This window comes from Pseudonocardia kujensis, assembly GCF_021283305.1.
Lineage (GTDB): Bacteria > Actinomycetota > Actinomycetes > Mycobacteriales > Pseudonocardiaceae > Pseudonocardia > Pseudonocardia kujensis.
On the sequence record NZ_JAJSOK010000057.1, the window covers coordinates 1 to 22,905 of the forward strand.

General features: G+C 73.3%; 22 protein-coding genes and 1 tRNA gene. 12 read left to right on the forward strand and 11 right to left on the reverse strand.

Annotated features, from left to right (window positions below):
* Positions 1-594 (forward strand): nucleoside triphosphate pyrophosphohydrolase (locus LWC35_RS29115; protein WP_232873478.1); only part of this gene is annotated, 594 nt, incomplete at its 5' end.
* Between the two features lie 34 nt (positions 595-628).
* Here the strand turns inward: LWC35_RS29115 and LWC35_RS29120 are convergent.
* From LWC35_RS29120 to LWC35_RS29140, 5 genes are all read right to left on the reverse strand, one after another.
* Positions 629-2,134: a hypothetical protein gene (locus LWC35_RS29120; protein ID WP_232873479.1), complete on the reverse strand. Its 1,506-nt coding sequence runs from the start codon at positions 2,132-2,134 to the stop codon at positions 629-631.
* A gap of 287 nt (positions 2,135-2,421) precedes the next feature.
* The gene (gene efeB / locus LWC35_RS29125; RefSeq protein ID WP_232873523.1) at positions 2,422-3,648 is read right to left on the reverse strand and encodes an iron uptake transporter deferrochelatase/peroxidase subunit; all 1,227 of its coding nucleotides are present in this window, start codon (positions 3,646-3,648) and stop codon (positions 2,422-2,424) included.
* A 92-nt stretch (positions 3,649-3,740) separates the two neighbouring features.
* Complete coding sequence (gene efeO, locus LWC35_RS29130) at positions 3,741-4,901, reverse strand: iron uptake system protein EfeO (protein ID WP_232873480.1); 1,161 nt, start codon at positions 4,899-4,901, stop codon at positions 3,741-3,743.
* 20 nt (positions 4,902-4,921) lie between these two features.
* The gene (efeU, locus tag LWC35_RS29135; protein WP_232873481.1) at positions 4,922-5,746 is read right to left on the reverse strand and encodes an iron uptake transporter permease EfeU; all 825 of its coding nucleotides are present in this window, start codon (positions 5,744-5,746) and stop codon (positions 4,922-4,924) included.
* Positions 5,747-5,932: 186 nt separating this feature from the next.
* Positions 5,933-6,349: a tetratricopeptide repeat protein gene (locus LWC35_RS29140; protein ID WP_372463121.1), complete on the reverse strand. Its 417-nt coding sequence runs from the start codon at positions 6,347-6,349 to the stop codon at positions 5,933-5,935.
* A 171-nt stretch (positions 6,350-6,520) separates the two neighbouring features.
* On the opposite strand from LWC35_RS29140, the gene eno reads away from it, so the two are divergent.
* Genes eno through LWC35_RS29155 form a run of 3 tightly spaced genes read left to right on the forward strand, consistent with a single transcriptional unit; the run spans position 6,521 to position 8,835 of the window.
* Positions 6,521-7,810: a phosphopyruvate hydratase gene (eno, locus tag LWC35_RS29145; protein ID WP_232873483.1), complete on the forward strand. Its 1,290-nt coding sequence runs from the start codon at positions 6,521-6,523 to the stop codon at positions 7,808-7,810.
* 4 nt (positions 7,811-7,814) lie between these two features.
* Positions 7,815-8,342, forward strand: coding sequence for an FtsB family cell division protein (locus LWC35_RS29150; RefSeq protein ID WP_232873484.1), 528 nt, complete (start codon positions 7,815-7,817; stop codon positions 8,340-8,342).
* A gap of 22 nt (positions 8,343-8,364) precedes the next feature.
* Complete coding sequence (locus tag LWC35_RS29155) at positions 8,365-8,835, forward strand: DUF501 domain-containing protein (RefSeq protein WP_372463123.1); 471 nt, start codon at positions 8,365-8,367, stop codon at positions 8,833-8,835.
* Between the two features lie 7 nt (positions 8,836-8,842).
* On the opposite strand, the gene LWC35_RS29160 is transcribed toward LWC35_RS29155, so the two are convergent.
* Positions 8,843-10,459 carry an acyl-CoA dehydrogenase family protein gene (locus tag LWC35_RS29160; RefSeq protein ID WP_232873485.1) on the reverse strand — a complete coding sequence of 539 codons (1,617 nt, stop codon included), beginning with the start codon at positions 10,457-10,459 and terminating at the stop codon, positions 8,843-8,845.
* Between the two features lie 108 nt (positions 10,460-10,567).
* Here LWC35_RS29160 and LWC35_RS29165 point away from each other — a divergent pair, with 108 nt between their 5' ends.
* The 4 genes from LWC35_RS29165 to LWC35_RS29180 all read left to right on the forward strand — a co-directional run bounded on the left by LWC35_RS29165 (position 10,568) and on the right by LWC35_RS29180 (position 13,897).
* Positions 10,568-11,509, forward strand: coding sequence for a Ppx/GppA phosphatase family protein (locus tag LWC35_RS29165; protein ID WP_232873486.1), 942 nt, complete (start codon positions 10,568-10,570; stop codon positions 11,507-11,509).
* A 35-nt stretch (positions 11,510-11,544) separates the two neighbouring features.
* Positions 11,545-12,306 (forward strand): uracil-DNA glycosylase, encoded by a 762-nt coding sequence (locus LWC35_RS29170; RefSeq protein ID WP_308194695.1) that lies wholly within the window; start codon positions 11,545-11,547, stop codon positions 12,304-12,306.
* Positions 12,307-12,363: 57 nt separating this feature from the next.
* Complete coding sequence (locus tag LWC35_RS29175; protein WP_232873487.1) at positions 12,364-13,725, forward strand: NAD(P)/FAD-dependent oxidoreductase; 1,362 nt, start codon at positions 12,364-12,366, stop codon at positions 13,723-13,725.
* 99 nt (positions 13,726-13,824) lie between these two features.
* Positions 13,825-13,897: transfer RNA gene (locus LWC35_RS29180), tRNA-Leu, on the forward strand.
* 143 nt (positions 13,898-14,040) lie between these two features.
* Here the strand turns inward: LWC35_RS29180 and LWC35_RS29185 are convergent.
* On the reverse strand, positions 14,041-14,643 hold the full coding sequence (locus LWC35_RS29185; protein ID WP_269805009.1) for a TetR/AcrR family transcriptional regulator: 603 nt from the start codon (positions 14,641-14,643) through the stop codon (positions 14,041-14,043).
* 108 nt (positions 14,644-14,751) lie between these two features.
* On the opposite strand from LWC35_RS29185, the gene LWC35_RS29190 reads away from it, so the two are divergent.
* Complete coding sequence (locus tag LWC35_RS29190; protein ID WP_232873488.1) at positions 14,752-15,711, forward strand: NADP-dependent oxidoreductase; 960 nt, start codon at positions 14,752-14,754, stop codon at positions 15,709-15,711.
* A 153-nt stretch (positions 15,712-15,864) separates the two neighbouring features.
* Here the strand turns inward: LWC35_RS29190 and LWC35_RS29195 are convergent, their stop codons facing one another.
* Complete coding sequence (locus LWC35_RS29195; RefSeq protein ID WP_232873489.1) at positions 15,865-19,071, reverse strand: chemotaxis protein CheB; 3,207 nt, start codon at positions 19,069-19,071, stop codon at positions 15,865-15,867.
* A 109-nt stretch (positions 19,072-19,180) separates the two neighbouring features.
* On the opposite strand from LWC35_RS29195, the gene LWC35_RS29200 reads away from it, so the two are divergent.
* Complete coding sequence (locus LWC35_RS29200) at positions 19,181-19,339, forward strand: hypothetical protein (protein ID WP_232873490.1); 159 nt, start codon at positions 19,181-19,183, stop codon at positions 19,337-19,339.
* A gap of 43 nt (positions 19,340-19,382) precedes the next feature.
* Here the strand turns inward: LWC35_RS29200 and LWC35_RS29205 are convergent, their stop codons facing one another.
* Complete coding sequence (locus LWC35_RS29205) at positions 19,383-19,925, reverse strand: dihydrofolate reductase family protein (protein WP_232873491.1); 543 nt, start codon at positions 19,923-19,925, stop codon at positions 19,383-19,385.
* Between the two features lie 291 nt (positions 19,926-20,216).
* Between LWC35_RS29205 and LWC35_RS29210 the strand changes: the two genes are divergently transcribed.
* On the forward strand, positions 20,217-20,858 hold the full coding sequence (locus LWC35_RS29210) for a LysE family translocator (protein ID WP_232873492.1): 642 nt from the start codon (positions 20,217-20,219) through the stop codon (positions 20,856-20,858).
* An 11-nt stretch (positions 20,859-20,869) separates the two neighbouring features.
* Here the strand turns inward: LWC35_RS29210 and LWC35_RS29215 are convergent, their stop codons facing one another.
* Together LWC35_RS29215 and LWC35_RS29220 are read right to left on the reverse strand one after the other, a co-directional pair.
* Complete coding sequence (locus tag LWC35_RS29215; RefSeq protein ID WP_232873493.1) at positions 20,870-21,718, reverse strand: aminoglycoside phosphotransferase family protein; 849 nt, start codon at positions 21,716-21,718, stop codon at positions 20,870-20,872.
* 70 nt (positions 21,719-21,788) lie between these two features.
* Entirely contained in the window at positions 21,789-21,980 is a 192-nt protein-coding gene (locus tag LWC35_RS29220) for a nuclear transport factor 2 family protein (protein WP_232873494.1), read from the reverse strand.
* Between the two features lie 100 nt (positions 21,981-22,080).
* Here LWC35_RS29220 and LWC35_RS29225 point away from each other — a divergent pair, with 100 nt between their 5' ends.
* Complete coding sequence (locus LWC35_RS29225) at positions 22,081-22,794, forward strand: TIGR00266 family protein (RefSeq protein ID WP_232873495.1); 714 nt, start codon at positions 22,081-22,083, stop codon at positions 22,792-22,794.
* Positions 22,795-22,905: the final 111 nt, after the last annotated feature.

Sequence of the window (22,905 nt, forward strand, 5' to 3'; positions counted from 1 at the left end):
CTGCAGTACCTCGTCGAGGAGTGCTACGAGCTGTACCAGGCGATCGAGGACGGCGATCGCGCCGACATGCGCGAGGAGCTGGGCGACGTCCTGCTCCAGGTGCTGTTCCACGCCCGGGTCGCGCAGGAGGCGGCCGAGGGCGCGTTCGACGTCGACGCGGTGGCCGAGGGCCTGGTGGCCAAGCTCGTCGGGCGGCACCCGCACGTCTTCGCCGGGTCCGAGCGGATCGAGACGGCGACCGCGCAGGAGGGACGCTGGGAGGAGCTCAAGCGCGCCGAGAAGCAGCGCAGCTCCTCCGTCGACGGGGTGCCGCTGGGGCAGCCGGCCGTCGCGCTCGCCGCGAAGCTGGTGTCCCGCACCGCCCGCGCCGGGTTGCCCGAGGACCTGCTGCCCGCCGGCGACGGGGTGGGGGAGGAGCTGTTCCGGCAGGTCGCGCGGGCGAAGCTCGGCGGCTCCGACCCCGAGGCCGAGCTCCGCACCGCCGCCCGCGCCTTCGCCGAGCGGGTCCGCGCCGCCGAGCGCTCCGCCGCCGCCGAGGGCGCCGACCCGCACGCCCTCGACCCGGAGACCTGGCGCCGCGCCTGGCCCGCCTGAGGCAGTGCCGGGGGCGCGGCGGCCGGTCCCGGGATCAGTTGTCCTGCTGCTGCGCCTTCGGCGCCCCGGCCACCTGCGGCGGCCCGGCGTGCACCAGGTCCTGGCAGCCGAGGTTCTGCCACGAGGTGGTGAGCCGCTGGGTGAGGAAGCCGAACAGGGTCTTCGCCGCGGCCGGGTCCGGCGAGGCCGCCGCCTGCAGGAGGTCGCGGTCCCGGGCCAGCCGGTCCGGGGCGACGGCGGCCAGGTTGCGGCAGTAGGCCGCACCGTCGCCGGGGTCACCGGCACCGAGCGGAGCCATGTCGACCCCGGCCCGGTACAGGTTCGTCTTCGCCGTGCTCGTGCGGTCGTCGACCTTCACCATCGGGTCGTCGAGCGGCACGGTCGCGACCGGCGCGGGCTGGTCCGCCGCGGCTTGCAGCTCGTTCAGCGCGAGCGACGGGGTCGGCGCGCCACCCGCGGTGAGGTCCGGCGCGGTGAACGGTGTGCATCCGAGCGCAGGGTCGACCGCGCTCGCCAGCAGCCCGTTGTCCGACGCGTTGGTCAGCACCGTGCCGCCGAGGCCGGTGTTGGCGGGGGAGTCCTGCGCGATCCGGCCGTCCCGGGTGGCGCGGTACCGGGTCACGAGGTTGTCGCTCTGGTCCTGGTCGACCACGGCGAAGTCGCGGGTCGTGGGGCAGGGCAGGCCGTCGCGGCCCGTGCCGAGCGCCGGGACCTTCAGCATGCCGGCCTTGATCGCGGCGTTCGCGGCGCCGAAGAAGGCCGCGCCGTTGCAGTCGGCGAACTGGCCGAACGGCGAGCCCGGCAGCCCGTTCACGCAGGTCTGCGCGTCGGCGGGCGAGGTGCGCAGGGTCAGCGCGTCGCCCTGGAACCCGAACCAGATGCCGACCACGGCGTTCGCCGGCAGGGTCACCGGGACGGGCGCGGCGGCGGGCTGTGAGCCCTCGTCGATCACCAGCGGGTGGTACACGGACAGCGAGCCGGTGGCCGGGTCGAGGATCGTCGCCTCGACGAAGGCCGACTGGGCCGTGTTCGCCTCGTGGCAGTCCCCGCCGTCGCCGGTGCCCCGCAGCCGATAGGGAGTGGCGAGACCGGCCGCGGTGAGCGGGGCGGGCGGCACGGTGAGCGTGCAGTTCGGGTTGGGCGTGTTCTGCTTCTGGGCCCCGTTCTGGTTCCGGGCGCCGTTCTGGTCCTGGTTGCCGTTCTGGTTCTGGTTGCCGTTCTGCTGGGCCCCGTTCTGCTGTCCGCCGTTCTGGATCCCGGCGGTGCCCTGCTGCCGGCCGGCTGCCTGCGCCGGGGCGGCGTGCCGGCCACCGGCCTTGCGGCCGTCCTCCGGGCCGGGCTGCGGGGTGCCGTCGGCCCGGTCGGCCGGTGTGGCCGTGGCGGCGGCCTGCGCCGGACCCGGTGTGCCCGCCGTCCGCCCCGCGGCGAAGGCGGGGGTCACCGCAGCGCCGATCGCGACGGCGGCGAAGGCGAGGAGGACCAGCAGCAGCGCGGGTCTGTGGGAGCGGCGTGCGCGCTCCACGGAGTGTCGTGAACCCATCCGGGGAACCTCTCGTCCTGCAGGCGCCGTCCCGGTGACACCGGTCCGCCGCCGACGCGCGCGGGGCGGGCCCGGTCCGGGCCGAGGGGGAGCGCCCGCGCGACGGGAAGACGCTAGATCCGTTGCGCGCCGGAACGGGCCGAGCTGAGAGACCGGGTTGCCCGGCCGCGGCGAACAGCCGTCCCCGCGCGACGACATGCCGCCCGACGGGGCGTTCGGGGTGGGCTGTTGCTCCGCTCGGCCGCAGGTGCTCTCAGTTCGGACACCGACTCCCGGAGCGGGAGGTCTCAGGCGAACAGGCCCTGGCCCCAGTACTCCCCGTCACGCACGCCGGGTGGGACGGCGAAGAGTGCGGAGCCGTTGTGCTCCAGGTACTCCATCATCTTGTCCTTGTTCGCCAGCGCCCGCTGGATCGGTACGAACTGCGTCTGCGGGTTGCGGACGAACGCGAGGAAGAACAGACCGGCGTCGAGGTGGCCCGAGCCGTCCGAGCCGTCGACGAAGTTGTAGCCGCGGCGAAGCATCTTCGCGCCGTTGTGCGCCTCGGCCGACGCCAGCCGGATGTGCGCGTCGGTCGCGATGGCCGGCTGCCCGTCCGGGCCCTTGGCCGCGAGGTCGGCGACGTCGAACTCCTTCGCCCCGCTCAGCGGGTTCCCCTCGCCCTTGCTGCGCCCGACGATCTGCTCCTGCTCGTCGAGCGAGGTCCGGTCCCAGATCTCGATGTGCATCCGGATCCGGCGGGCGACCAGGTACGACCCGCCCGTCATCCAGTCCGGCCCGTCGCCGGGCTGCACCCAGACGTTCGCGTCGAGGTCCGCGGGCTCCTCGGCCTTGAGGTTGTTGGTGCCGTCCTTGAAGCCGAAGAGGTTGCGCGGGGTGTCCTGCGCGGTCGAGGTCGACGACGTGCGGCCGAACCCGAGCTGGGACCACTTCACCGACGCGGTGCCGAAGCCCATCCGCACGAGGTTGCGGATCGCGTGCACCGCGACCTGCGGGTCGTCGGCGCAGGCCTGCAGGCAGACGTCGCCGCCGGAGCGGTTCGGGTCGAGGTTGTCCCCGGTGAACGAGGGCAGCGGCGCCAGCGCGGCCGGCATCCGGTCCTGCAGGCCCAGCTTCTCGAAGAACGACGCGCCGAACCCGATCGTCAGGGTGAGCGAGGCGGCCGGCAGTCCGAGGGCCTCGCCGGTGTCGGTGGGCGGGGCGTACTTGTTCAGCCCGACCGCGCCGTTCTCGGTGACCTCCTGCCCGGCCGTCATCCGCTCGGCCGCGGTGGTCCACTTCTGCAGCAGCCGCTGGACCTCGGCCTTGTCGGTGGTCGTCAGGTCCAGGGCCACGAAGTGCAGCCGGTCCTGCGCCGGCGTGACGATCCCGGCCTGGTGGGTGTCCCGGAAGGGGACGACGCCCGGGCGGTCCGGTCCGCCACCGGAGGCCCCGGCGGCGTAGCCGATCGCCGCGCCGGAGCCGGCCAGCGCGACGCCGGCCCCCGCGTAGCCGAACAGCCGCCGCCGGGACAACCCGCCCCCGCCGTCCCCGCCGGTGGGCGGGTCGGTGGGCGGCGGCTCGACGGGCGGGCTCTCCGGTGTCGAGGACGGGGACCGGCTCGCACTCACGACGTGACGACTCCTGCGACCTGGGAGACCGGCTCGGCGAGCGCGTCGACCGAGTCGGCCATCTTCTTGGTGTCCTCCGGGGTCAGCTGCGTGTAGAGCACGAAGCCGCCGTCCGGGGTGCGGTAGCCCTCGAGCAGCTTCTCCACGTCGGCGAAACGCTGGTCGAGCGTCGGACCCAGGTTCGGGTCCTTCTCGTCGATGACCGGCCGGAGCGCCGCGATCGCGGCCTGGCTGCCCTCGACGTTGGCCTTGAAGTCCCAGAGGTCCGTGTGGGAGTAGCGGTCCTCCTCACCGGTGATCTTTCCGGTGGCGACCTCGTCGAGCAGTTCCTTCGCGCCGTTCGCGAGCTGGACCGGGGTGAGCTGGACGCTCTTCACGCGGCTCTGCAGGTCGAGCACGTCCGCGTCGAGCTGGTCGGCGATCTGCCCCGAGTCGGGCTGCAGCCCGTCGACCCACAGGTCCTTCTCGAGCCGGTGGTAACCGGTGAACGGGACGCCCGGTTCGCGCTCGTCGTCCTCCCGGCCGTCCATCTTCGGGTCGAGGTCGCCGAAGGACTCCGCGACCGGCTCGACCCGCTCCCAGTAGGTCCGGGAGACGGGGTACAGGGCCTTGGCCTGGGCCACGTTCCCCGCCTTGACGGCGTCGGTGAACTCCTTGTTCTTGGCGACCAGCGCCTCGGTCTGCGAGGTGACGTAGCGGGTGTACCCGGCCGTCGCGTCGGCCAGCTTCCCGTTCGTGTCCGTGGAGCGCTGGGCCGTGCCGGTCACGGTGAAGGGCGCGCGGATGCCGTCGCCGACCATGCCGGGCTTGCAGGCGGTGGTGTAGCTGCCGCCGTCGGGCACCTCGACGAGCAGGTCGCGGGACAAGCCGGGGCCGATGTTCTCGACCTCGCCCATGATCCGGTCGCCGGTGCCGTAGAGGTAGAACTCGGTCACCTTCGTGCCCGTGTTCTTCACGGTGAAGGAGATGTTGCCGGCGGGCGCCTCGGTGGCGGAGACCTCGCAGGCGGTGTCGCTGGCGTTGACCGCGATCGGCCCGCCGCCGCCCTGGGCGGCCGGGGGTTGGGCCGTGCTGGTGCAGCCGGCGAGCAGCAGGGCGGTGCCGGCCGCGAGCACGGCGGCGCCTGCTCTGCGGTGATCCGGGGTCCTGCGGGACATGGGCGTTCTCCTCGGTGATGTCACGCGGCGGCGGCGGTGGTGGACCGCGTGCGCTGGGGCAACAGGAACAGCGTCAGGACGACCGCGACGTAGAGGCACCAGACGCTGGCCTCCAGCACCGTGGTCCGGGGGGAGAAGTTGAGGACGCCCTTGAGCAGCGTCCCGTACCAGGAGTCCGCCGGGACCTGGGCGCTGACGTCGAACGCCAGCGTGTTCAGGCCGGGCAGCAGACCGGCCTCCTGGAGGTCGTGCACCCCGTAGGCGAGGATGCCCGCGGCCACGAAGACCAGGAAGAAGCCGGTGACGGTGAAGAACTTGGCCAGGTTGATCCGCATCGCGCCGCGGTAGATCAGGTAGGCGATCACGACCGAGATCGCGATGCCGATCAGGAAGCCGATGAGCGGCTGCAGGGTCTCGCCCGCGGCCTGGGCGGCGGAGAAGAAGAAGACGGCCGTCTCCAGCCCCTCGCGGCCCACGGCCAGCGTGGCCATCACGACGACGGCCACCGGGCCCATCTTGATCGCCGCCTCGAGCTTGCCCTCCAACTCGGTCTTCAGCGCCCGCGCGTTGGCGCGCATCCAGAAGATCATCCAGGTGACGAACCCGACGGCGACGATCGACAGCGACCCGCCGAGGGCCTCGGAGGCCTGGAAGGTGAGGGCCTGCTCGGCGAGGGTGAGCCCGAGCGTCACCCCGATGCTGACCAGGATCGCGAACGTGACGCCCGCCCAGACCTTCGGCAGCTCGCGCCGGCGGTCGGTGCGGATCAGGAAGGCGACCAGGATGCTGACGACGAGCGAGGCCTCGAGGCCCTCGCGCAACCCGATCAGGGCGTTGCCCAGCACCGTCCCGGTCTCCTCTGTGTCGGCGTACCTCCGCTGAGGTGAGGCTCAGCGGACCGAGGTGAGGCTATCTTCCCGAACGGGGGACGCGGTAGGCCCGGGTAGGCAGGCTGAGCAGGGCGTATGTCCGATTTGTGATGGATGTCGGGCCGCGAGCCGCAACCGTGATCGACGGGCGGTGCGGCGCCGCTACTCGGTGATGCGGGCGATCCTCGCCCGCACCTCGCCCAGCGCTTCCTGGTACTCCGGGCGCGGGTCCATCACCGTGGCCATCTGCAGCTGGCCCTTGGCCTCGCCGAGCCGGCCCTGCCGCTGCAGCGCCTTGCCGAGCGCGAAGCGGGCGTAGTGGTCCGCCGGGTCGAGCTCGAGCACCCGGCAGAAGGCCTCCTCGGCCTTGGCGAGCTGGGCCGAGTCGAGGTAGGCGCGGCCCGCGAGCAGGTGGACCGACGCGTCGTTGGGCTGGCTCTCGAGGACCGGGAGCAAAGCCTGCAGCGCGTCGAGCGGCCGCCGGTCGGCCAGGAGCAGCTCCGCGCGGCGGAACCCCTCGAAGACACGGTTGCGGGCGCGCGGACCGGGCTCCGATGCAGGCTGACTCGTCATGGTCATTCCTACGGTAGGCCGCGGGCGGGCGATCCGCGAGGTCTTGACACGGGGCGACCGCCCCGCACCGGGGCGTGACGTGCGCGGCTCGGCGGCGGTTCGCCGCCCTGATCACGGGGACGGGTGGTTACCCTGACCCGCGAGTTCCGGCGAGCCGGAGAGAACAGGAGCTATTGGGTGGCTGTCATCGAGCAGGTCGGCGCGCGCGAGATCCTCGACTCGCGGGGGAACCCCACGGTCGAGGTCGAGGTCGCGCTGGACGACGGGACGCTGGAGCGCGCCGCGGTCCCCTCCGGGGCCTCGACGGGCGAGCACGAGGCCGTCGAGCTCCGCGACGGGGACCCGAAGCGGTACGGCGGCAAGGGTGTCGAGAAGGCCGTCGCCGCGGTCCTCGACGAGATCGGCCCGGAGCTGACCGGGCTGGACGCGGTGGACCAGCGCCTGGTCGACCAGCGCCTCGTCGACCTCGACGGCACCCCGGACAAGTCGCGCCTGGGCGCGAACGCGCTGCTCGGCGTCTCGCTGGCGGTCGCCAAGGCCGCGGCCGAGTCGTCGGGCCTGGAGCTCTACCGCTACGTCGGCGGGCCGAACGCGCACGTGCTCCCGGTGCCGATGATGAACATCCTCAACGGCGGCGCGCACGCGGACACCTCGGTCGACGTCCAGGAGTTCATGGTCGCGCCGATCGGCGCGGAGTCCTTCCGCGAGTCGCTGCGCTGGGGCGCGGAGGTCTACCACGCGCTCAAGTCGGTGCTGAAGGAGAAGGGCCTGGCCACCGGTCTCGGCGACGAGGGCGGCTTCGCGCCGGACGTCGCGGGCGGCACCCGGGGCGCGCTCGAGCTGATCTCCACGGCGATCGGCAAGGCGGGCTTCACCCTCGGCACCGACGTGGTGCTGGCGCTCGACGTGGCCGCCACCGAGTTCTTCGCCGACGGCGTCTACCGCTACGAGGGCAAGGAGCTCTCCTCGGCGGACCTGGCCAAGGTCTGGGCCGAGCTCGTCGACGCGTTTCCGCTGGTCTCGATCGAGGACCCGCTGGCCGAGGACGACTGGGACGGGTGGGTCTCGCTGACCGAGTCGCTCGGCGACAAGGTCCAGCTCGTGGGCGACGACCTGTTCGTCACCAACCCCGAGCGGCTCGAGGACGGCATCGACCGCGGCGCCGCCAACGCCCTCCTGGTCAAGGTCAACCAGATCGGCACGCTGTCCGAGACCCTCGACGCGGTCACGCTGGCGCACAACAACGGCTACCGCTGCATGATGAGCCACCGCTCGGGCGAGACCGAGGACGTGACCATCGCCGATCTCGCCGTCGCCACCGGCTGCGGCCAGATCAAGACGGGCGCGCCCGCGCGGTCCGAGCGGGTCGCCAAGTACAACCAGCTGCTCCGCATCGAGGAGAGCTTGGGCGACGCCGCGCGCTACGCCGGCGAGCTGGCCTTCCCGCGGTTCACGCCGGGGGCCTGACCGCGTGGCGGGTGAGGCGCGGGTCCGCGAGCGGGCCGCCGCCCGGGCGGACCGGGGCGGGGCCGGGCAGGCCCGCCCCGCGCCCGGCGGCCGGCGCGTGCGCGAACCGCGGCTCACCCGCACCCGGACCCGGGCGGGGAACGTGGTGGCCCGCACGAGCGGGCTGCTCGGGCTGTCCTCGACCCGGCGTGCGGCCATCCTCGCGATCGTCGTCTGCGCGCTGGCGCTGACCGTGGCCGTGCCGCTGCGCAACTACGTGGCGCAGCGGCAGGAGCTGGCCGCGGTCCAGCAGCAGCAACGCGCGCTGGCGGCCGAGGTCGCGCAGCTGGAGGAGCAGAAGGCGCGGCTGTCGAACCCGGACGAGGTCGCGGCCGAGGCGCGGTCGCGCCTCGGGTACGTCCGGCCCGGCGAGGTGCCCTACGTGGTGCAGCTGCCGGACACGCCCTCGCCGGCCGACGTGGAGGCCGCGCGCAAGGCGACCCCCTGGTACCGGACCCTGTGGAGCGACGTGACCGAAGGAGCGCCCCGATGAGGTCAGCACAGTGAGCGACACGATCTCCGAGCAGGACCGGGAGACGGTCGCCGCCCAGCTCGGCCGGCCGCCGCGCGGGATGCGGGCGGTGGCCTCGCGCTGCCCGTCCGGCCACCCGAACGTGGTGCAGACCTCGCCGCGGCTGCCCGACGGCACCCCGTTCCCCACGCTCTACTACCTGACCTGCCCGCGCCTGGCCTCGCGCATCGGCACCCTCGAGGCCTCCGGGCTGATGAAGGAGATGACCGCGCGGCTCGAGGAGGACCCGGAGCTGGCGGAGCACTACCGCCGGGCCCACGAGTCCTACCTCGCGGAGCGGGACGCGATCGAGCCGCTCGGCACCGACGTCAGCGCCGGCGGGATGCCCGGCCGCGTGAAGTGCCTGCACGTCCACGTGGCGCACAGCCTGGCCAGGGGGCCCGGCGTGAACCCGTTCGGCGACGAGGCGCTGGAACTCCTCGGCGACTGGTGGACCGGCACCGACTGCGCCTGACCCGCCGTCAGACGGCGGGGGTCACGCGCTCCAGCAGCGGCTTCGCCGCGACGCCCTCGGGCAGGGTGCCCGCGGTGCGCCACGGGCCGTCGGGTTGCAGGCGGCCGGCCAGGAAGGCGTCGGCGACCTCGGCCGGGGCGGTGCGCAGCAGCAGCGAGCCCTGCAGGCACAGCGCGAGCAGCTCGGCCAGGCGCCGGGCCCGCCGCGGCTCCGGAACGCGGAACTCCGCGCGGAGCTGCTCGACGGACCGGTCGAGACGGGCGTCGGCCCCCTGGGCGAGGGCGATCTCGTCGAGCACCGCGTCGACGGACTCCGGTGAGCGGGCCAGGGCGCGGAGCAGGTCGAGCGCCGTGACGTTGCCCGAGCCCTCCCAGATCGAGTTCAGCGGGCTCTCCCGGTAGAGCCGCGGCATCGGTGACTCCTCGACGTACCCGTTGCCGCCCAGGCACTCCAGCGCCTCCGCGACGACCGCGGGCGTCCGCTTGCAGACCAGGTACTTCGAGGCCGGCAGGGCCAGCCGCAGGAACGCGGTCTCGCCCCGCTCGACGGCCCCGGCCAGCCGGATCGCGAGGGTGGTCGCGGCCTCGGACTCCACCGCCAGCTCACCGACCACGGCCTGCATCAGCGGCTGGTCGGCCAGCAGCGCGCCGAACGCCGAGCGGTGCGCCACGTGGTGTGCCGCCTCGGACAGGGCCGCGCGGACCGTGCCCGCGGCGCCGAGCACGCAGTCCAGGCGGGTCATCGAGACCATCTCGATGATCGTCGCGACGCCGCGGCCCTCGTCGCCCACCCGCCACCCCACGGCACCGGAGTACTCCAGCTCGGCCGAGGCGTTCGACCGGTTGCCGAGCTTGTCCTTGAGCCGCTGGATCCGCAGGACGTTGCGGGTCCCGTCGGGCAGCACGCGGGGCAGGACGAAGCAGGTCAGCCCGCCCGGCGCCTGTGCGAGCGTGAGGAACAGGTCGTTCATCGGCGCCGAGGTGAACCACTTGTGCCCGACCAGCGAGTACGTGCCGTCGGCGTTCGGGGTGGCGCGGGTGGTGCCGCTGCGGACGTCGGAGCCGCCCTGCTTCTCGGTCATCGACATGCCGGCGAGCAGCCCCGGCTTCGTCTCCGGACGGGCCAGGCCGGGCGCGTAGGCGCGGGAGGCCAGGCCGGGCTCGTACCGCGCGGCGAGCTCCGGCGCGTGGCGCAGCGCCGGGACGGCCGCGTACGTCATCGAGATCGGGCAGCAGTGCCCCTGCTCCAGGGTGCTGACCAGGTAGAACCCGGCTGCGCGCGCGAGGTGCGACCCGTCGGCCCACGGGGCCGCGTGCAACCCGTGCTCCACGGACAGCTGCATCAGGGCGTGCCACGACGGGTGGAAGTCGACCTCGTCGATCCGGTGGCCGTAGCGGTCGTGGGTGCGCAGGACCGGCTCGTGCGCGTTGGCGAGCCGCGCGTGCTCCCGGTACTCCGCCGAGCCGACGGCCAGCGCGAGCGCCTTGAGGTCGGGCGCCGCCCCCTCCCGGCGCAGCGCGTCGGCCAGGCCGGGGTCGCACTCGAGCGGGTCGAACCCGTCGAGCGGCGGGGCCTGGTTCACGACGGTGTGGGTGCCCAGCTCGGTGCCCGGTGCCACGCTCATTACCGGAGGGTAACCCCGTGGCCGGTGGTTTCGGGAGCACGCGGCCCCCGGACCGTCCCGTCGGCCGATACGGTGAGCGGGAACGACCCCGAACCCTCAGGAGCGCGCATGTCCCGGGTGGCCGCCATCGACTGCGGGACCAACTCGATCCGGCTGCTGATCGCCGACGTCACGGAGACCTTCGACGGCACGAAGGACCTGCGCGACCTGCACCGCGAGATGCGGATCGTGCGGCTCGGCAAGGGCGTCGACGCGACCCGCCGGCTCGACCCGGAGGCCCTCGAGCGCACCCGCGTCGCCCTGGGCGACTACGCGGCGGCGATCCGGCGCAAGGGTGTCGAGCGGGTCCGGATGGTGGCCACCTCCGCCACCCGCGACGCCACCAACCGCGAGGACTTCTTCGGCATGGTCCGCGAGGTCCTCGGGGTCGACGCCGAGGTGATCAGCGGCGACGAGGAGGCCCGGCTGTCCTTCCAGGGCGCGGTCGGCGACCTCGACCCGGACGACGGCCCGTTCGTGGTGACGGACGTGGGCGGCGGCTCGACGGAGGTCGTGATCGGCGACGCCGGCGGCGTCACCGCGGCCCGGTCGGTCGACGTCGGCAGCGTCCGGCTCACCGAGCGCTGCCTGCCCGGCGACCCGCCGGCACCCGAGGACGTCGAGAAGGCCCGCGCGCTCGCCCGGGAGATCCTCGACGAGGCGTTCGAGGCGGTGCCGGTCGAGGGCGCGTCGTGCTGGGTGGGCGTGGCCGGCACGATCACCACCCTCTCCGGGATCGCGCAGGACCTGCCGGAGTACGACCCCGAGGCCGTGCACCTGTCCACGCTGACCCGCGACGACGTCCACCGGGTCGCCCAGATGCTCGTCACCTCACCGCGCGCGGAGCGCGAGAAGCTCGGCGCGCTCCACCCCGGCCGGGTCGACGTCATCGGCGCGGGCGCCCTCGTCGTCGAGGCGCTGGCGGACGAGCTGCACTCCCGCGCCGGCATCGGCAAGCTCGTGGTCTCCGAGCACGACATCCTCGACGGGATCGCGCGATCGATCGCGTGAACGGGCTCGCGGGCGGCTCGTCGGCGCCGAGCGAGGTGTCGGCACCGGACTGGCCCCGGCGCGCGGCGCCGGCGGCGTCGACCCCTGCCGAGCTCGAGGCCCGGGTCACCGGGTGCCGGGCGTGCCCGCGGCTGGTCGAGTGGCGGGAGAAGGTGGCGCGGGACAAGCGCGCGGCCTTCCGGGACTGGGAGTACTGGGGCCGCCCCGTCCCCGGGCTCGGCCCGCCCGACGCCCGGCTGTTGATCGTCGGGCTCGCCCCGGCCGCGCACGGCGGCAACCGGACCGGGCGGATCTTCACCGGGGACCGCTCGGGCGACGTCCTCTTCGCGGCGATGCACGCCGTCGGCCTCGCGAACCAGCCGACCGCGGTGCACCGCGACGACGGGTTGCGGCTGCTCGGCACCTTCATCACCGCGCCGGTGAAGTGTGCCCCGCCGGAGAACAAGCCCACCCCGGCCGAGCGCGACACCTGCCGGCCCTGGCTCGACGCGGAGATCGAGCTGCTCCGCCCGACCCTGCGCGCCGTCCTCGTCCTCGGGGGTTTCGGCTGGCAGGCGCTGCTGCCGGTGCTCGCCGACCACGGCTGGACGATCCCGCGGCCGCGCCCGCGCTTCGGCCACGGGGCGCACGTCGAGCTGGCGTCGGTGCGGCCCGCGTCGACGTTGCACCTGTTCGGCAGCTACCACGTGAGCCAGCAGAACACCTTCACCGGCCGTCTCACCCCGGCGATGCTGGAGGAGGTCCTCGGCGCCGCCGGGCGCGCGGCGGGGCTGTCGGTGAACTCACACCCCCTCTGACGCAGATCACGTCGCATCCGGCGGTCGGGCTTACGTCTCCGGGGTACGAATGTGGGTATGGCGCACGCTCAACGAATCGTCGTGGTCGGTGGCGGCTACGTCGGCATGTACACCGCTCTGCGGCTGCAGAAGAAGCTGCGCCGCGGGGAGGCCGACATCACGGTCGTCGACCCTCAGTCGCACATGACCTACCAGCCCTTCCTCCCCGAGGCGTCGGCCGGCTCGATCGAGCCGCGGCACGTGGTCGTCCCGCTGCACAAGGTGCTGCGCGGCTGCCGCGTGCTGACCGGCCGGGTCACCGCCGTCTCCGACGCCGAGAAGCAGGTCACGGTGCAGACCGCGGCCGGGCACACCACCAGGCTGGAGTACGACGTCCTGGTCGTCGCCCCCGGCTCGGTCGCCCGGACCCTCCCGGTCCCCGGCCTGCCCGAGCAGGGCATCGCCTTCAAGACCGTCGGCGAGGCCATCTACCTGCGCAACCACGTGCTGTCCCGGCTCGACGCGGCGTCGACCACCGCCGACCCGGAGCTGCGCAGCCGGCTGTTGACCTTCGTCGTGGTCGGCGGCGGGTACGCGGGCGTCGAGGCGCTGGCCGAGCTCGCCGACATGGCCCGCTACGCCACCCGCTACTACGAGGGCATCGAGCCGGGCGACCTGCGTTGGGTCCTCGTCGAGGCGATGGACCGGATCATGCCCGAGGTCGGCCCGAAGATGGGCGCCTACACCGTGCGCCGCCTGCTCGACGCCGGCATCGAGGTGCTCCTCGAGACCCGTGTCGAGTCGATGGTCGACGGCCACGTCGTGCTCTCCGACGGCCAGGAGTTCGATGCCGACACCATCGTCTGGACCGCCGGCGTCAAGCCGAACCCGATGCTGGACCAGACCGACCTGCCCCGCGGCCCCCGCGGGCACGTCGAGTGCGCGGCCGACCTCACCGTCGACGGGCTGAAGGGCGTGTTCAGCGCGGGCGACTGCGCGTCGATCCCCGACCTGACCAAGGACGACCCGAACGCGCGCACGAGCCCGTCGGCCCAGCACGCCGTGCGGCAGGCGAAGGTCCTGGCGGACAACATCGTCGCGTACCTGCGCGGGTACGAGATGAAGCAGTACAAGCACAGCTACGCCGGCTCGGTCGCGAGCCTCGGCCTGTACAAGGGCGTCGCCCAGGTCTACGGGATCAAGCTCAAGGGCTTCCCGGCGTGGTTCATGCACCGCACCTACCACGTGAGCCGCATGCCCACGTGGAACCGCCGCTTCCGGATCGTCATGGACTGGACCACCGCGCTGCTCATGGGCCGCGAGGTCGTGGCGCTGGGCCAGATCCACGAGCCGAAGGCGGAGTTCAGCCGGATCGCCGGCGGCACGGTGACCCCGCTGCCCCCGACGGTCGCGCAGGAGGCCGACGCCAAGGCCAGCTGACGCGGCACCGGCCGACAGGCGCTCGACGGCGCCCGCCCTTCACCGGGGGCGGGCGCCGTCGGCGTTCTCCGGCCGGCCCGTCGTTAGGCTGCGACCCGGGCCCCCGTAGCCCAACGGCAGAGGCAGGCCCCTTAAAAGGGTCACAGTGTGGGTTCGAGTCCCACCGGGGGCACCCGTGCCGACCAGCCCGATCACGGCCCTGATCTGCGGATTCGTCCACCCTCCTCTTCGGCGTACGCATCGGGACGGGCCTCCGGTACCGGACGGGCACGGAAACCTCGATTCCTGTCCCGGCCCGTCGCGGCGACCACCTCCTCAGTTTCGCTCGGCCGCCTTCGGCTGGTCGCAGGCGGAGGACCGGAGTCCGTCCATCAGGAGGTCCAGCAGGCGAGCCGTCATCTCTTCCTGTTCGGGCGGACTCGTGACGGTGAAGATGCCGATGAGGGCGGCAGTAACGACCTCGGCCGGGACGTCGGCGCGGAGTTCCCCGCTCGTGCGGCCGGCTTCGAGGAGGCTGTCGATGGCCGCGAGCAGCTCGGCCCGGGTGTGAGCATGGGCGATCTCACCCGCCTCGACCATCGCGAGCAGCGTGTCGAGCATCCCGTTCTTGGTCGCGATCCAGTCGCCGAACAGGTCCATCCAGCGCCGCAGCGCTGCGGGTGGGTCGAGGCGGGCGAGCAGCTCACCCGCACCGGCGGTGAGCCGCGAGACCTGGTCCCGGTAGACGGCGTCGACCAGCGACTCGCGGGTGGGGAAGTGCCGGTAGAGCGTGGCGATGCCGACCCCGGCTCGGTGGGCGATGGCGCGCATCGACGGCTCGGCCTCGGCCGTGGCGAACATGCGGGTCGCCACGTCCAGCAGCTGCTGGCGGTTGCGGGTCGCGTCCGCGCGCGACCCACGGGGCTTTGCGACAGCCAAAGCGGATCACGCTCCACTTGTGCTAGGTTCGGGTCACGGCAAGCGGAGCGTAGTCCGTTTATGGTGCACCCGCGGTACGAGGGGCCACCAGACAGGAGACAAGCGGGCATGAGAGAACCGAGCGTCACCCCGTCGGCGGCCACGGGCCGGGCGGTCCGGTTCGAGTCGTTCGGCGGACCGGAGGCCTTGACCATCCGCGAGGTACCTGTGCCACAGGTCGGCCCGGGACAGATCCGTGTGCGGGTCACTGCGGCCGGGCTGAACCCGATGGACTGGTTCATGACCTCCGACGCCGAGACCGCCGCGCGATTCGGCTTGAGCCTGCCGTGCGGGTTCGGCACCGACTTCGCCGGGGTCGTGGATCAGGTCGGCGACGGCGTGTGCGAGTTCGCGGTCGGTGATCGGGTCTTCGGCGGCGTCCTGTCCCGCGCGGTCGCCGACCACGTCGTCGTGGACGAGGCGGGGTCCATCGCAGTGGGCGGGGAGGCGCGCCGTACCCCCGACGGCGTCGACGACCGCACCGCTGCCACCCTTGCCATCGCGGGCCGCACAGCGGCCGCGGCTCTCGCCGTGGTCGACGCGGGCCCGGGTGACACGGTGCTGATCGGGGGCGCGGGAGGCGGGGTAGGCGTGTTCGCCGTCCAGCTCGCGCGCCTGGCAGGAGCACGAGTGATCGGGACGGGGTCGGCGACCTCGGCCGATGCCCTGCGCGCCCTGGGGGCCGAGCCGGTCGCCTACGGCGAGGGCCTACGCGACCGCGTCCGTGCGCTGGCCCCCGCCGGCGTCTCCGCGGCCATGGACCTGCACGGGACGGACACCGCGGCCGTGGCACGCGAACTGGGCGTGCTCGACGAGCGCATCACCACCATTGCCGCCCGGATCGACGGGATCACGCCGGCGAACGGCGCCGACGCGCCCCAGCGCGCCCTCGAGGACATCGCGGGCCTGGTTGCGGCGGGCCGCCTCCGGGTGCCGATCGCAGCACACTTCCCGGTCGAGCAGATCCGCGCCGCGGTCGAGCTCCAGGCGGGCCGCCACGTGCACGGGAAGGTCGTCATCGACCTCTGAAGGAGCTCCGGTGAGGGGCGAGGCCCCTCTCGACCCGAGGCGATGCGGAGGTGCACAGGCGCACGAAGGCGCACAAGGCCCATAACCAGCAGAAACGCGGCAAGGACAGGCTCGACGCGCCGGCGGGACCCGGGATCGGCCGCAGGCGACATGTCAGGATTCCGCCGAGGGGTGTCGTGTGGTGACGTCGGTGGCGGCGCCGACCCATTCCACGATCTGTCCGTCGTCGTCGAGGAGGGGGACGGCGCGGGAGAGGGTCCAGCCCAGCGTGCCGTCCGGGCGGCGGACGCGGTGTTCGAGCTCGAACACGGACTTGGTCCGGATGGCCTGCTGGATGGTCGCGTTGACGTGCGATTGGTCGTCGGGATGGATGTAGGTGTCCAGCCAGCTGGTGCTGGGCCGGTCGGTGTCGGCGATGAAGCCGTGACCGGCGAGGGTGCGCATCTCCGTCCAGTCCGGGCTCATCCGGTAGGCGACGTCCCAGCTGGCGTTGATCAGCGCGCGGAGGCGCCGCTCGTTCTGCCGGCGCTGTCGGGCGAGCTCAAGCTCGGCGCCGACCCGGGCCACGAGCTCGCGGGCGGAGAACGGCTTGACGATGTAGTCGTCGGCCCCCGCGAGCAGGCCCTCGATGGCGGTCTCCTCACCGGCGCGGGCGGTAACGAGAACGACCGGTGTCGAGGTCAGATCCTCGTCGGCGCGGATCGCGTGGAGCAGGGCGAACCCGTCCATTCCGGGCATCATGACGTCGGCAAGGATCAGGTCGGGCCGCTCGCGCGCGATCAGTTGTAGGGCTTCCTCACCGTCGCCGGCCACGGTCACCGACCAGTTCCCGCCCAACAGCCGGCTCAGGTAGTCGCGCATGTCGGCGTTGTCGTCGACGACGAGCACCCGGGCGCCCACGGCGCGGCAGGCCAACCGCTGGTCGAGGACCGGCTCGACGTCCATTCCCAGTGCGGCGTGGTTCTTCTCGCGCGCCGCGTCCCAGCGCAGCGCCTCCTCGGCCATCAGCGCCGCCACCCCGCCGGGGGGCGACGGCTGGGCCGCGGCCGGCTCGCTGGGGCGGCGCCCCGACGGGATCCAGACGGTGAAGGTCGTCCCGGTTCCCTGCTCGCTGGTGACTCGTACCCGGCCGTGGTGGCGGTGGACCAGCTCTTCGACCAGCGCCAGCCCGATCCCCGCCCCCTCATGCGTGCGGCCTCGGGCCTCCCGGGCCCGGTGGAACCGCTGGAAGATGTAGGGCTGCTCCTCCTTCGGGATCCCGACGCCGGTGTCGCGGACGCGAAGCTCGGTGTGCATGGGAAGGGCCCGCAGGCTGACCTCGATTCCGCCCTGCCAGGTGAACTTCAACGCGTTCGACAGCAGGTTGGAGACGATCTTCTCCCACATCTCCGGGTCGACCCGCACCGGTTCGGGCAGCGGCGGCACGTCGACGGTCAGCTTCAACCCGGCGGCCTCGGCGGCGCCGCGGAACATCGACACGATCTCGGTGGTCGACGCGGCCAGGTCGGTCGACGCGAGATGCGCGTGGAGCCGGCCGGCCTCGGCCTGGGAGAAGTCGAGCAGGGTGCCGACCAGCCGCAGCAGCCGCCGCGTGTTGCGCTGGGCCACCTCCAGCTCGGCGGCGACGCCGTCGGGGAGCTCGTCGGCGCGCCGCAGCGTCTCCTCCAGCGGGCCGAGCATGAGCGTGAGCGGGGTCCGGAACTCGTGGCTGACGTTGGAGAAGAACTCCGTCTTGGCCCGGTCCAGCTCGGCCAGCTTCGCCAAACGCTCGTGCTCGTGGTGACGGGCGTGCGACTCGGCCATCTTCCCGGCGATGGTCTCGCCGGCGGTGCGGAAGAACTCGCGGTAGGTGTCGTCGAAGGGCAGCAGCGGGTCCGCACCGAGCACCAGCGCGCCGGCGACCCGGTTCTCCGCCGGATCGTGCAGCGGCACGATCACCGCGACGCCCGGCTCCCGCGGCTCGCGCCCGACCAGATGACCCCGGAACCGGTCGCCGGCGTCGTCGACGACGACCGGTACCCGGTCGGTGACGGCAGTGCTCAACGGCCAGCCCGCCGTTCCCGCGCGCAGGACGACGTGCCGCGGGGCCAGCGGACCCCCGGCCTCGACGCCGGTCGCCCCCACCAGGTTCACCGCGGCGCCGCCGGGCGCGGTGAGGTAGGCCAGCGCAAAGGTCACGTCCTCGGATCCGGCCAGCCGTGCCAGCGCCGTGTCCAGCGCCTCACGCCGTCCGCCCTCGGCCGCGGTGCCGGCGAGCTCGCTCAGCGTGGCGAGCCGACGCGACGCCAGAACCTGTTCGGTGCGGTCGGTGACAACCTCGAAGATGCCCAGCACGACGCCGTGCTCGTCGTGGATCGGCGTGAAGGTCATCTGGAACCATCCGCGCGTCAGCGCCGTCCTCCTGCGGAAGTACAGGACGTGGTGCAGGGCCAGCGAGACCGGCTCGCCGGACCGGGCCCGGACGAACCACTCGCGCTGGTACTCGACCTCGGGAAACACCTCGAACAGCGGCCGCCCGAAGACCTCCGCGGCCTTCGCGCCCCACGACGGCATCACCGCGTCGTTGAACAGCACCATGAGCTGCTCACCGACGTACACGACCGCCGGGTCCGGGTGAGTGGCGGCCAGGCGCACCGCGGTTCGCAGCGCGGCGGGCCACCGGTGCACCGGCCCGAGCACGTGCTGCGACCAGTCGATGGCTCGAGCCAGCCGGGCGGCCTCGCCCACCTCGCCGAAGGTGAGCCGGATCGCGTCCACCTCGTCCGGCGGCTTGGGCAGCGGGCCGCCGCGCACCACCTCGGCGACGACGCCCGCGATCTCGTGCAGCGGCAGGACCAGGTCGGCCCCTGCCGCGGCGGCCGCCCGCGGCATCGACGGGTACTCGGCGGTGTCCGCTGCCTGCGCGATGACCACCCCGCCCGCCGCGGTCAGCGTGCCCACACCCGCGGCGCCGTCGGTGCCCCCACCGGACAACACGACCCCCATGGCGCGATCCCGGAACGAGTCCGCCAGCGACACCAGCAGGCCGTCATGCGGCCGCTCACTCGCGGACTCCAACGGGTGCAGCCCACATGTTCCATCCGGCAGAACCTCCATGCAGGTCCGCGGCGGAGTCACCGTCACCCGGCCCGGCACCACAACCGGCGCCCCGTCCACCGCCCAGACCACCGGGCGCCCCAGCCGCCGTTCGAGGATCTTCGGGAGCACACTCGCCTGCCCGCCCAAATGCTGCTGCACCACCACCGCCACCGGCAGATCAACCGGCAAGCCCCGCAACACCACCGACAGCGCGTCCAGACCCGCGGCCGACGCCACCAGCGCGACGACCTCGACCCTCGCCCGATCCTGCGGACCCCTCACCCCCGAAGTGTCCCCACGGAGCTCCCCACGGGAAACACCCTGGCAGCAGCGCACCTCTCCGGGTCGGGGACCGCACGGCGCACCCGTCGTCCGCGGATCTGCTGCCGCCATGACCGACAGCGCCATGACCGAAGGCCGGGAAGTACTCGGCGGCACACCGTCGACCGGGGCCGCGCGAATACGTGCCGAAGCTCGGTCGAAGGCGGAGGCGGCCACACTGTTCATCAAGCTCAACGTGCCCGTACACCCGCCACTGCGGCACCCCTGAGAGGGTCACGGTGTGGGTTCGAGTGCCACCGGGGCACCCCTCCCTACTTCCGCACACGGAAGCGGAGCATCGTCACCGGACCCGCCTGTCTGTTGCCGAACGGGTCGAGGTCGATCCGGCCGAGCCCCGAGGTCGAGAAACGCACGCCGTCCCCGAGGAGCACCGGCAGGACGTACACCAGCACCTCGTCGACGAGACCGCGCTGCAGACACTGGCTGGCGAGGTCGGCTCCGAGGATCTCCAGGTTCTTCCCTTGCGCGGCGGCACGGGCCGTGGCCACGGCCTTCTCGAGATCGCAGGTGAGGAAGGTGACCCCTTCCTCCGGCTCGTCCGGCGGTCGGTGCGTCAGGACGAACACCGGCCCCCCGTCGTACTCGGCGTCCTGGGCGGACATCCGCTTGCTGACCTCGTGGGTGCCCCGGCCGGCCAGCATGGCGCCGGTGGCGTGCATGACCTCGGGGAACGCGTCGTTGTCCAGGTAGTCGAAGATCCAGTCCATCGCGTTGTCGGGGCCGGCGATGAAGCCGTCGAGAGACATCGCCCTGTTCACGACGACCTTGCCCAGGCCGGCGTCCGAATCGCTCATACCGTGTCGACCCGAGGCGCGGCCCGAACTCATCGGCGCGCGACGGGTCGGGCCGGGCAGAGCCGGAACGGACCGTCGGTCGCCCCGAGCCGGGGCGCGGCGGGTGGCCCGATGGCCGGCTGCTGAACTGGCTGGTCGGCATCGGGTGCACGCGGGTCGCGATCCACTTCGACGGGACACCGTCGACAGCGACGAGATCGTGCTCGGGCTCGACGACCGGCAAATGCGTGGTCGTCGCGGGAGCGGCGTGCTTGTGTGGGCGGGAGTTGCGCGTCGGAAGGAACTCGGATCGTGATTGAGCCGTCCGCCGGTCTCGGCGTCGTCGCGGTCGCCCTCGGCATGGTCCTCACGCCGGGCCCGAACATGATCTACCTGGCGTCCCGGGCGATCTCCCAGGGGCGCCGCGCCGGCCTGGTCTCCCTGGCCGGGACCGTGGTCGGGTTCCTGTGCTACCTCCTGGCCGCGGCAGCCGGCCTGTCCGCCCTGTTCGCGGCGGTTCCCGTGGCGTACACGACCGTGAAGATCGCCGGTGCCCTGTACCTCGCATGGCTGGCCTGGGGCATGCTGCGGCCGGGCGGCCGCTCCCCGTTCGAGGCCCGGAACCTGGAGCCGGCCTCGGACGGGCGGCTGTTCGGCATGGGCCTGCTCACGAACCTGCTCAACCCCAAGATCGCGCTCCTGTACGCGGCGCTGCTGCCCCAGTTCGTCGATCCGGCGGGCGGGGCGGCGTGGACGCAGTTCCTCCAGCTCGGGGCGGTCCAGATCGTCGTCGCGGTCAGCGTCAACGCCCTGATCGTCCTGGCCGCGGCGTCGGTCGCCCGCTTCCTGGCGGCACGGCCGCGGGCCATGACCGTCCAGCGGTGGATCGCCGGCAGCCTGCTGGGGGCGTTCGCGGTCCGGACCGCGCTCGGGAACACGCCGGCGACGTCCTGACGCGGCGCGCCTCAGGGCATGTCGTCGGACGTCATCCACCGCGCCACCCGGGCGACGCACTCCTCCATCTCCCGCGCGCCGGCGCCGTCGAGCAGGGCCTTCACGATCTGCTCGACGGACAGCGTCGCGTACCAGGTCCGGGCGCGGTCGTACGTGGCCCGGTCGACGGCGCGGCGCAGCGTCGGCCAGCCGTACCAGTGGGCGAGGCAGGCCGCGTCGATCGCCGGGTCGGTCGGGCTCGCCAGGTCCCAGTCGAGGACCCCGAGCACCCGGCCGTCCGCGGCGCAGTGCAGGTTCTCGCCGGTCAGGTCGCCGTGGACCAGCACGGGCGGCACCGGCTCCAGCGCCAGCGCCTCCCGGACCCGGCGCCGCCCCGACCGGCGCAGCTCGGGTGGCAGCCGCGGGACCGCCTCGTCGAGCATCAGCCCCTCCCACCGCTCGCGGCCCGCGTACGCGTGGGGGACGTCCAGGACGTCGGCGAGGGGGCCGAGGTCGACGGCGGCGAGGGCGTCGAGCAGGGCGCGCAGCGTCCGGGGCTCGCCGTCCTCCGGGGACGGGTACGAGCCGGGGAGCCACGACACGGCGACGGCGGTCCAGCCGCGGCCGGTGACCACCGGGGTGAGGGGCTCCGGGACCGCGAAGGGGAGTCCGGCGTCCTGCAGCCTGGCCAGGAGCGCGGTCCGGCGGGGCAGGGCCTCGGCTGCGGGGCGGCTGCGGGCGATCCGGACGGCGGCCCGGCCGGGGAGCAGGACGACGTCGTGCGAGCCGCTGGGGATCGTCGTCGCCCCGTCCGGGTCCAGGCCCGGCAGCAGCGTCCGCGCCACCTCGATCTCGGTCGTGCTCGGAGCCCGCGCGATCACCGCTCGACGCTAACGCGGGCCGCCCGGGTCGATCCGGCGGCCGTCAGGACGGCGGCGGTACCGCGCCGAGCTAGACCAGCAGGCCCAGCATGTCGGCGAAGACCCAGCGCTCGACGCACAGGCCGTCCTCGAAGTGCAGGATCGTGATGCCCGGCAGCGCCGTCCGACGGCCCGGTCGAGCGCCGTCTCGTTGCGCGAGCCCGCGGTCGTCGTGGTCATCGTGGCCTCCTCGAGGGGAGCGACCGGTGGACGGGGCGGACACGGTACTGCGCCGGATACCTGCCGGGCTGCCGCCTTTCGGCCCTGGTCCTCAGGCGGTCGAGCCCCTTCCGGCACCGCCGCGCCGCCCCTACGTTCCTGCCATGCAGACCCGGATCATGGGCACGACGATGCCCGTCCTGGAGCTCACCATGGGTCCCGGCGAGCAGGTGATCGCCGAGGGCGGGGACGTCGCGTGGCTGTCCTCCGGATTCGACCTCGAGACGTCGACCCGGTTCGGCTCGGGTGGCCGGGGCGGCTTCATGAGCGGCCTCAAACGCGCCCTCGGCGGCGGGCAGCTGTTCCTCACCGAGTACACGGCGCCGCAGAGCGGCGGGTTCGTCGCCTTCGCGACCGACCTCCCGGGCACGATCCGCGAGCTGCGCGTGGACGCCGCCGACGAGTTCATGGTGCAGTCGGGCGCCTACATGGCCAGCACCGCGAAGGTCGAGGTGTCGGTCGGGCTGCAGAAGAAGCTCGGCGCGGGGATCTTCGGCGGTGCCGGCGTGGTGTTCCAGAAGCTGTCCGGCGAGGGCGTGGCCTGGGTGCAGCTGGCGGGCGAGATCACCGAGTACGACATCCCGGCCGGGCAGTCGATGCTGATCCACCCCGGCCACCTGGCGCTGTACCGGGCCGGGATGGAGCTGCAGTTCAGCTCGATCCGCGGGGTCAAGAACAAGCTGTTCGGGGACTCGCTGCTGCTGGCGGAGATCCACGGGCCCGGGCACGTCTGGCTCCAGTCGATGACCGCCGAGAAGCTCGCCTCCGCGATCCAGCCCTACCTGCCGGAGCGCTCCCCGGGTTCCGACAACGGGTGACGCCTCGGCGGCGGGTGGACGGCCGCCACGTCGTCGGCCATCCGGCGGTGGACCCCTCGGGGTGCGCGCCCACCCTCGGTCCTCCGGCGCGCGCAGAGCACCGGTACCCCG

Excerpts from the sequence above, each read along its gene's own strand:
- LWC35_RS29190 (WP_232873488.1), top strand. The coding sequence starts at position 14,752 with ATGAGAGAACCGAGCGTCACCCCGTCGGCGGCCACGGGCCGGGCGGTC.
- LWC35_RS29200 (WP_232873490.1), top strand. The coding sequence starts at position 19,181 with ATGACCGACAGCGCCATGACCGAAGGCCGGGAAGTACTCGGCGGCACA.
- LWC35_RS29160 (WP_232873485.1), bottom strand. The coding sequence starts at position 10,459 with ATGAGCGTGGCACCGGGCACCGAGCTGGGCACCCACACCGTCGTGAAC.
- efeO (WP_232873480.1), bottom strand. The coding sequence starts at position 4,901 with ATGTCCCGCAGGACCCCGGATCACCGCAGAGCAGGCGCCGCCGTGCTC.
- LWC35_RS29120 (WP_232873479.1), bottom strand. The coding sequence starts at position 2,134 with ATGGGTTCACGACACTCCGTGGAGCGCGCACGCCGCTCCCACAGACCC.
- LWC35_RS29175 (WP_232873487.1), top strand. The coding sequence starts at position 12,364 with ATGGCGCACGCTCAACGAATCGTCGTGGTCGGTGGCGGCTACGTCGGC.
- LWC35_RS29205 (WP_232873491.1), bottom strand. The coding sequence starts at position 19,925 with ATGAGCGATTCGGACGCCGGCCTGGGCAAGGTCGTCGTGAACAGGGCG.
- LWC35_RS29140 (WP_372463121.1), bottom strand. The coding sequence starts at position 6,349 with ATGACCATGACGAGTCAGCCTGCATCGGAGCCCGGTCCGCGCGCCCGC.
- LWC35_RS29165 (WP_232873486.1), top strand. The coding sequence starts at position 10,568 with ATGTCCCGGGTGGCCGCCATCGACTGCGGGACCAACTCGATCCGGCTG.
- LWC35_RS29225 (WP_232873495.1), top strand. The coding sequence starts at position 22,081 with ATGCAGACCCGGATCATGGGCACGACGATGCCCGTCCTGGAGCTCACC.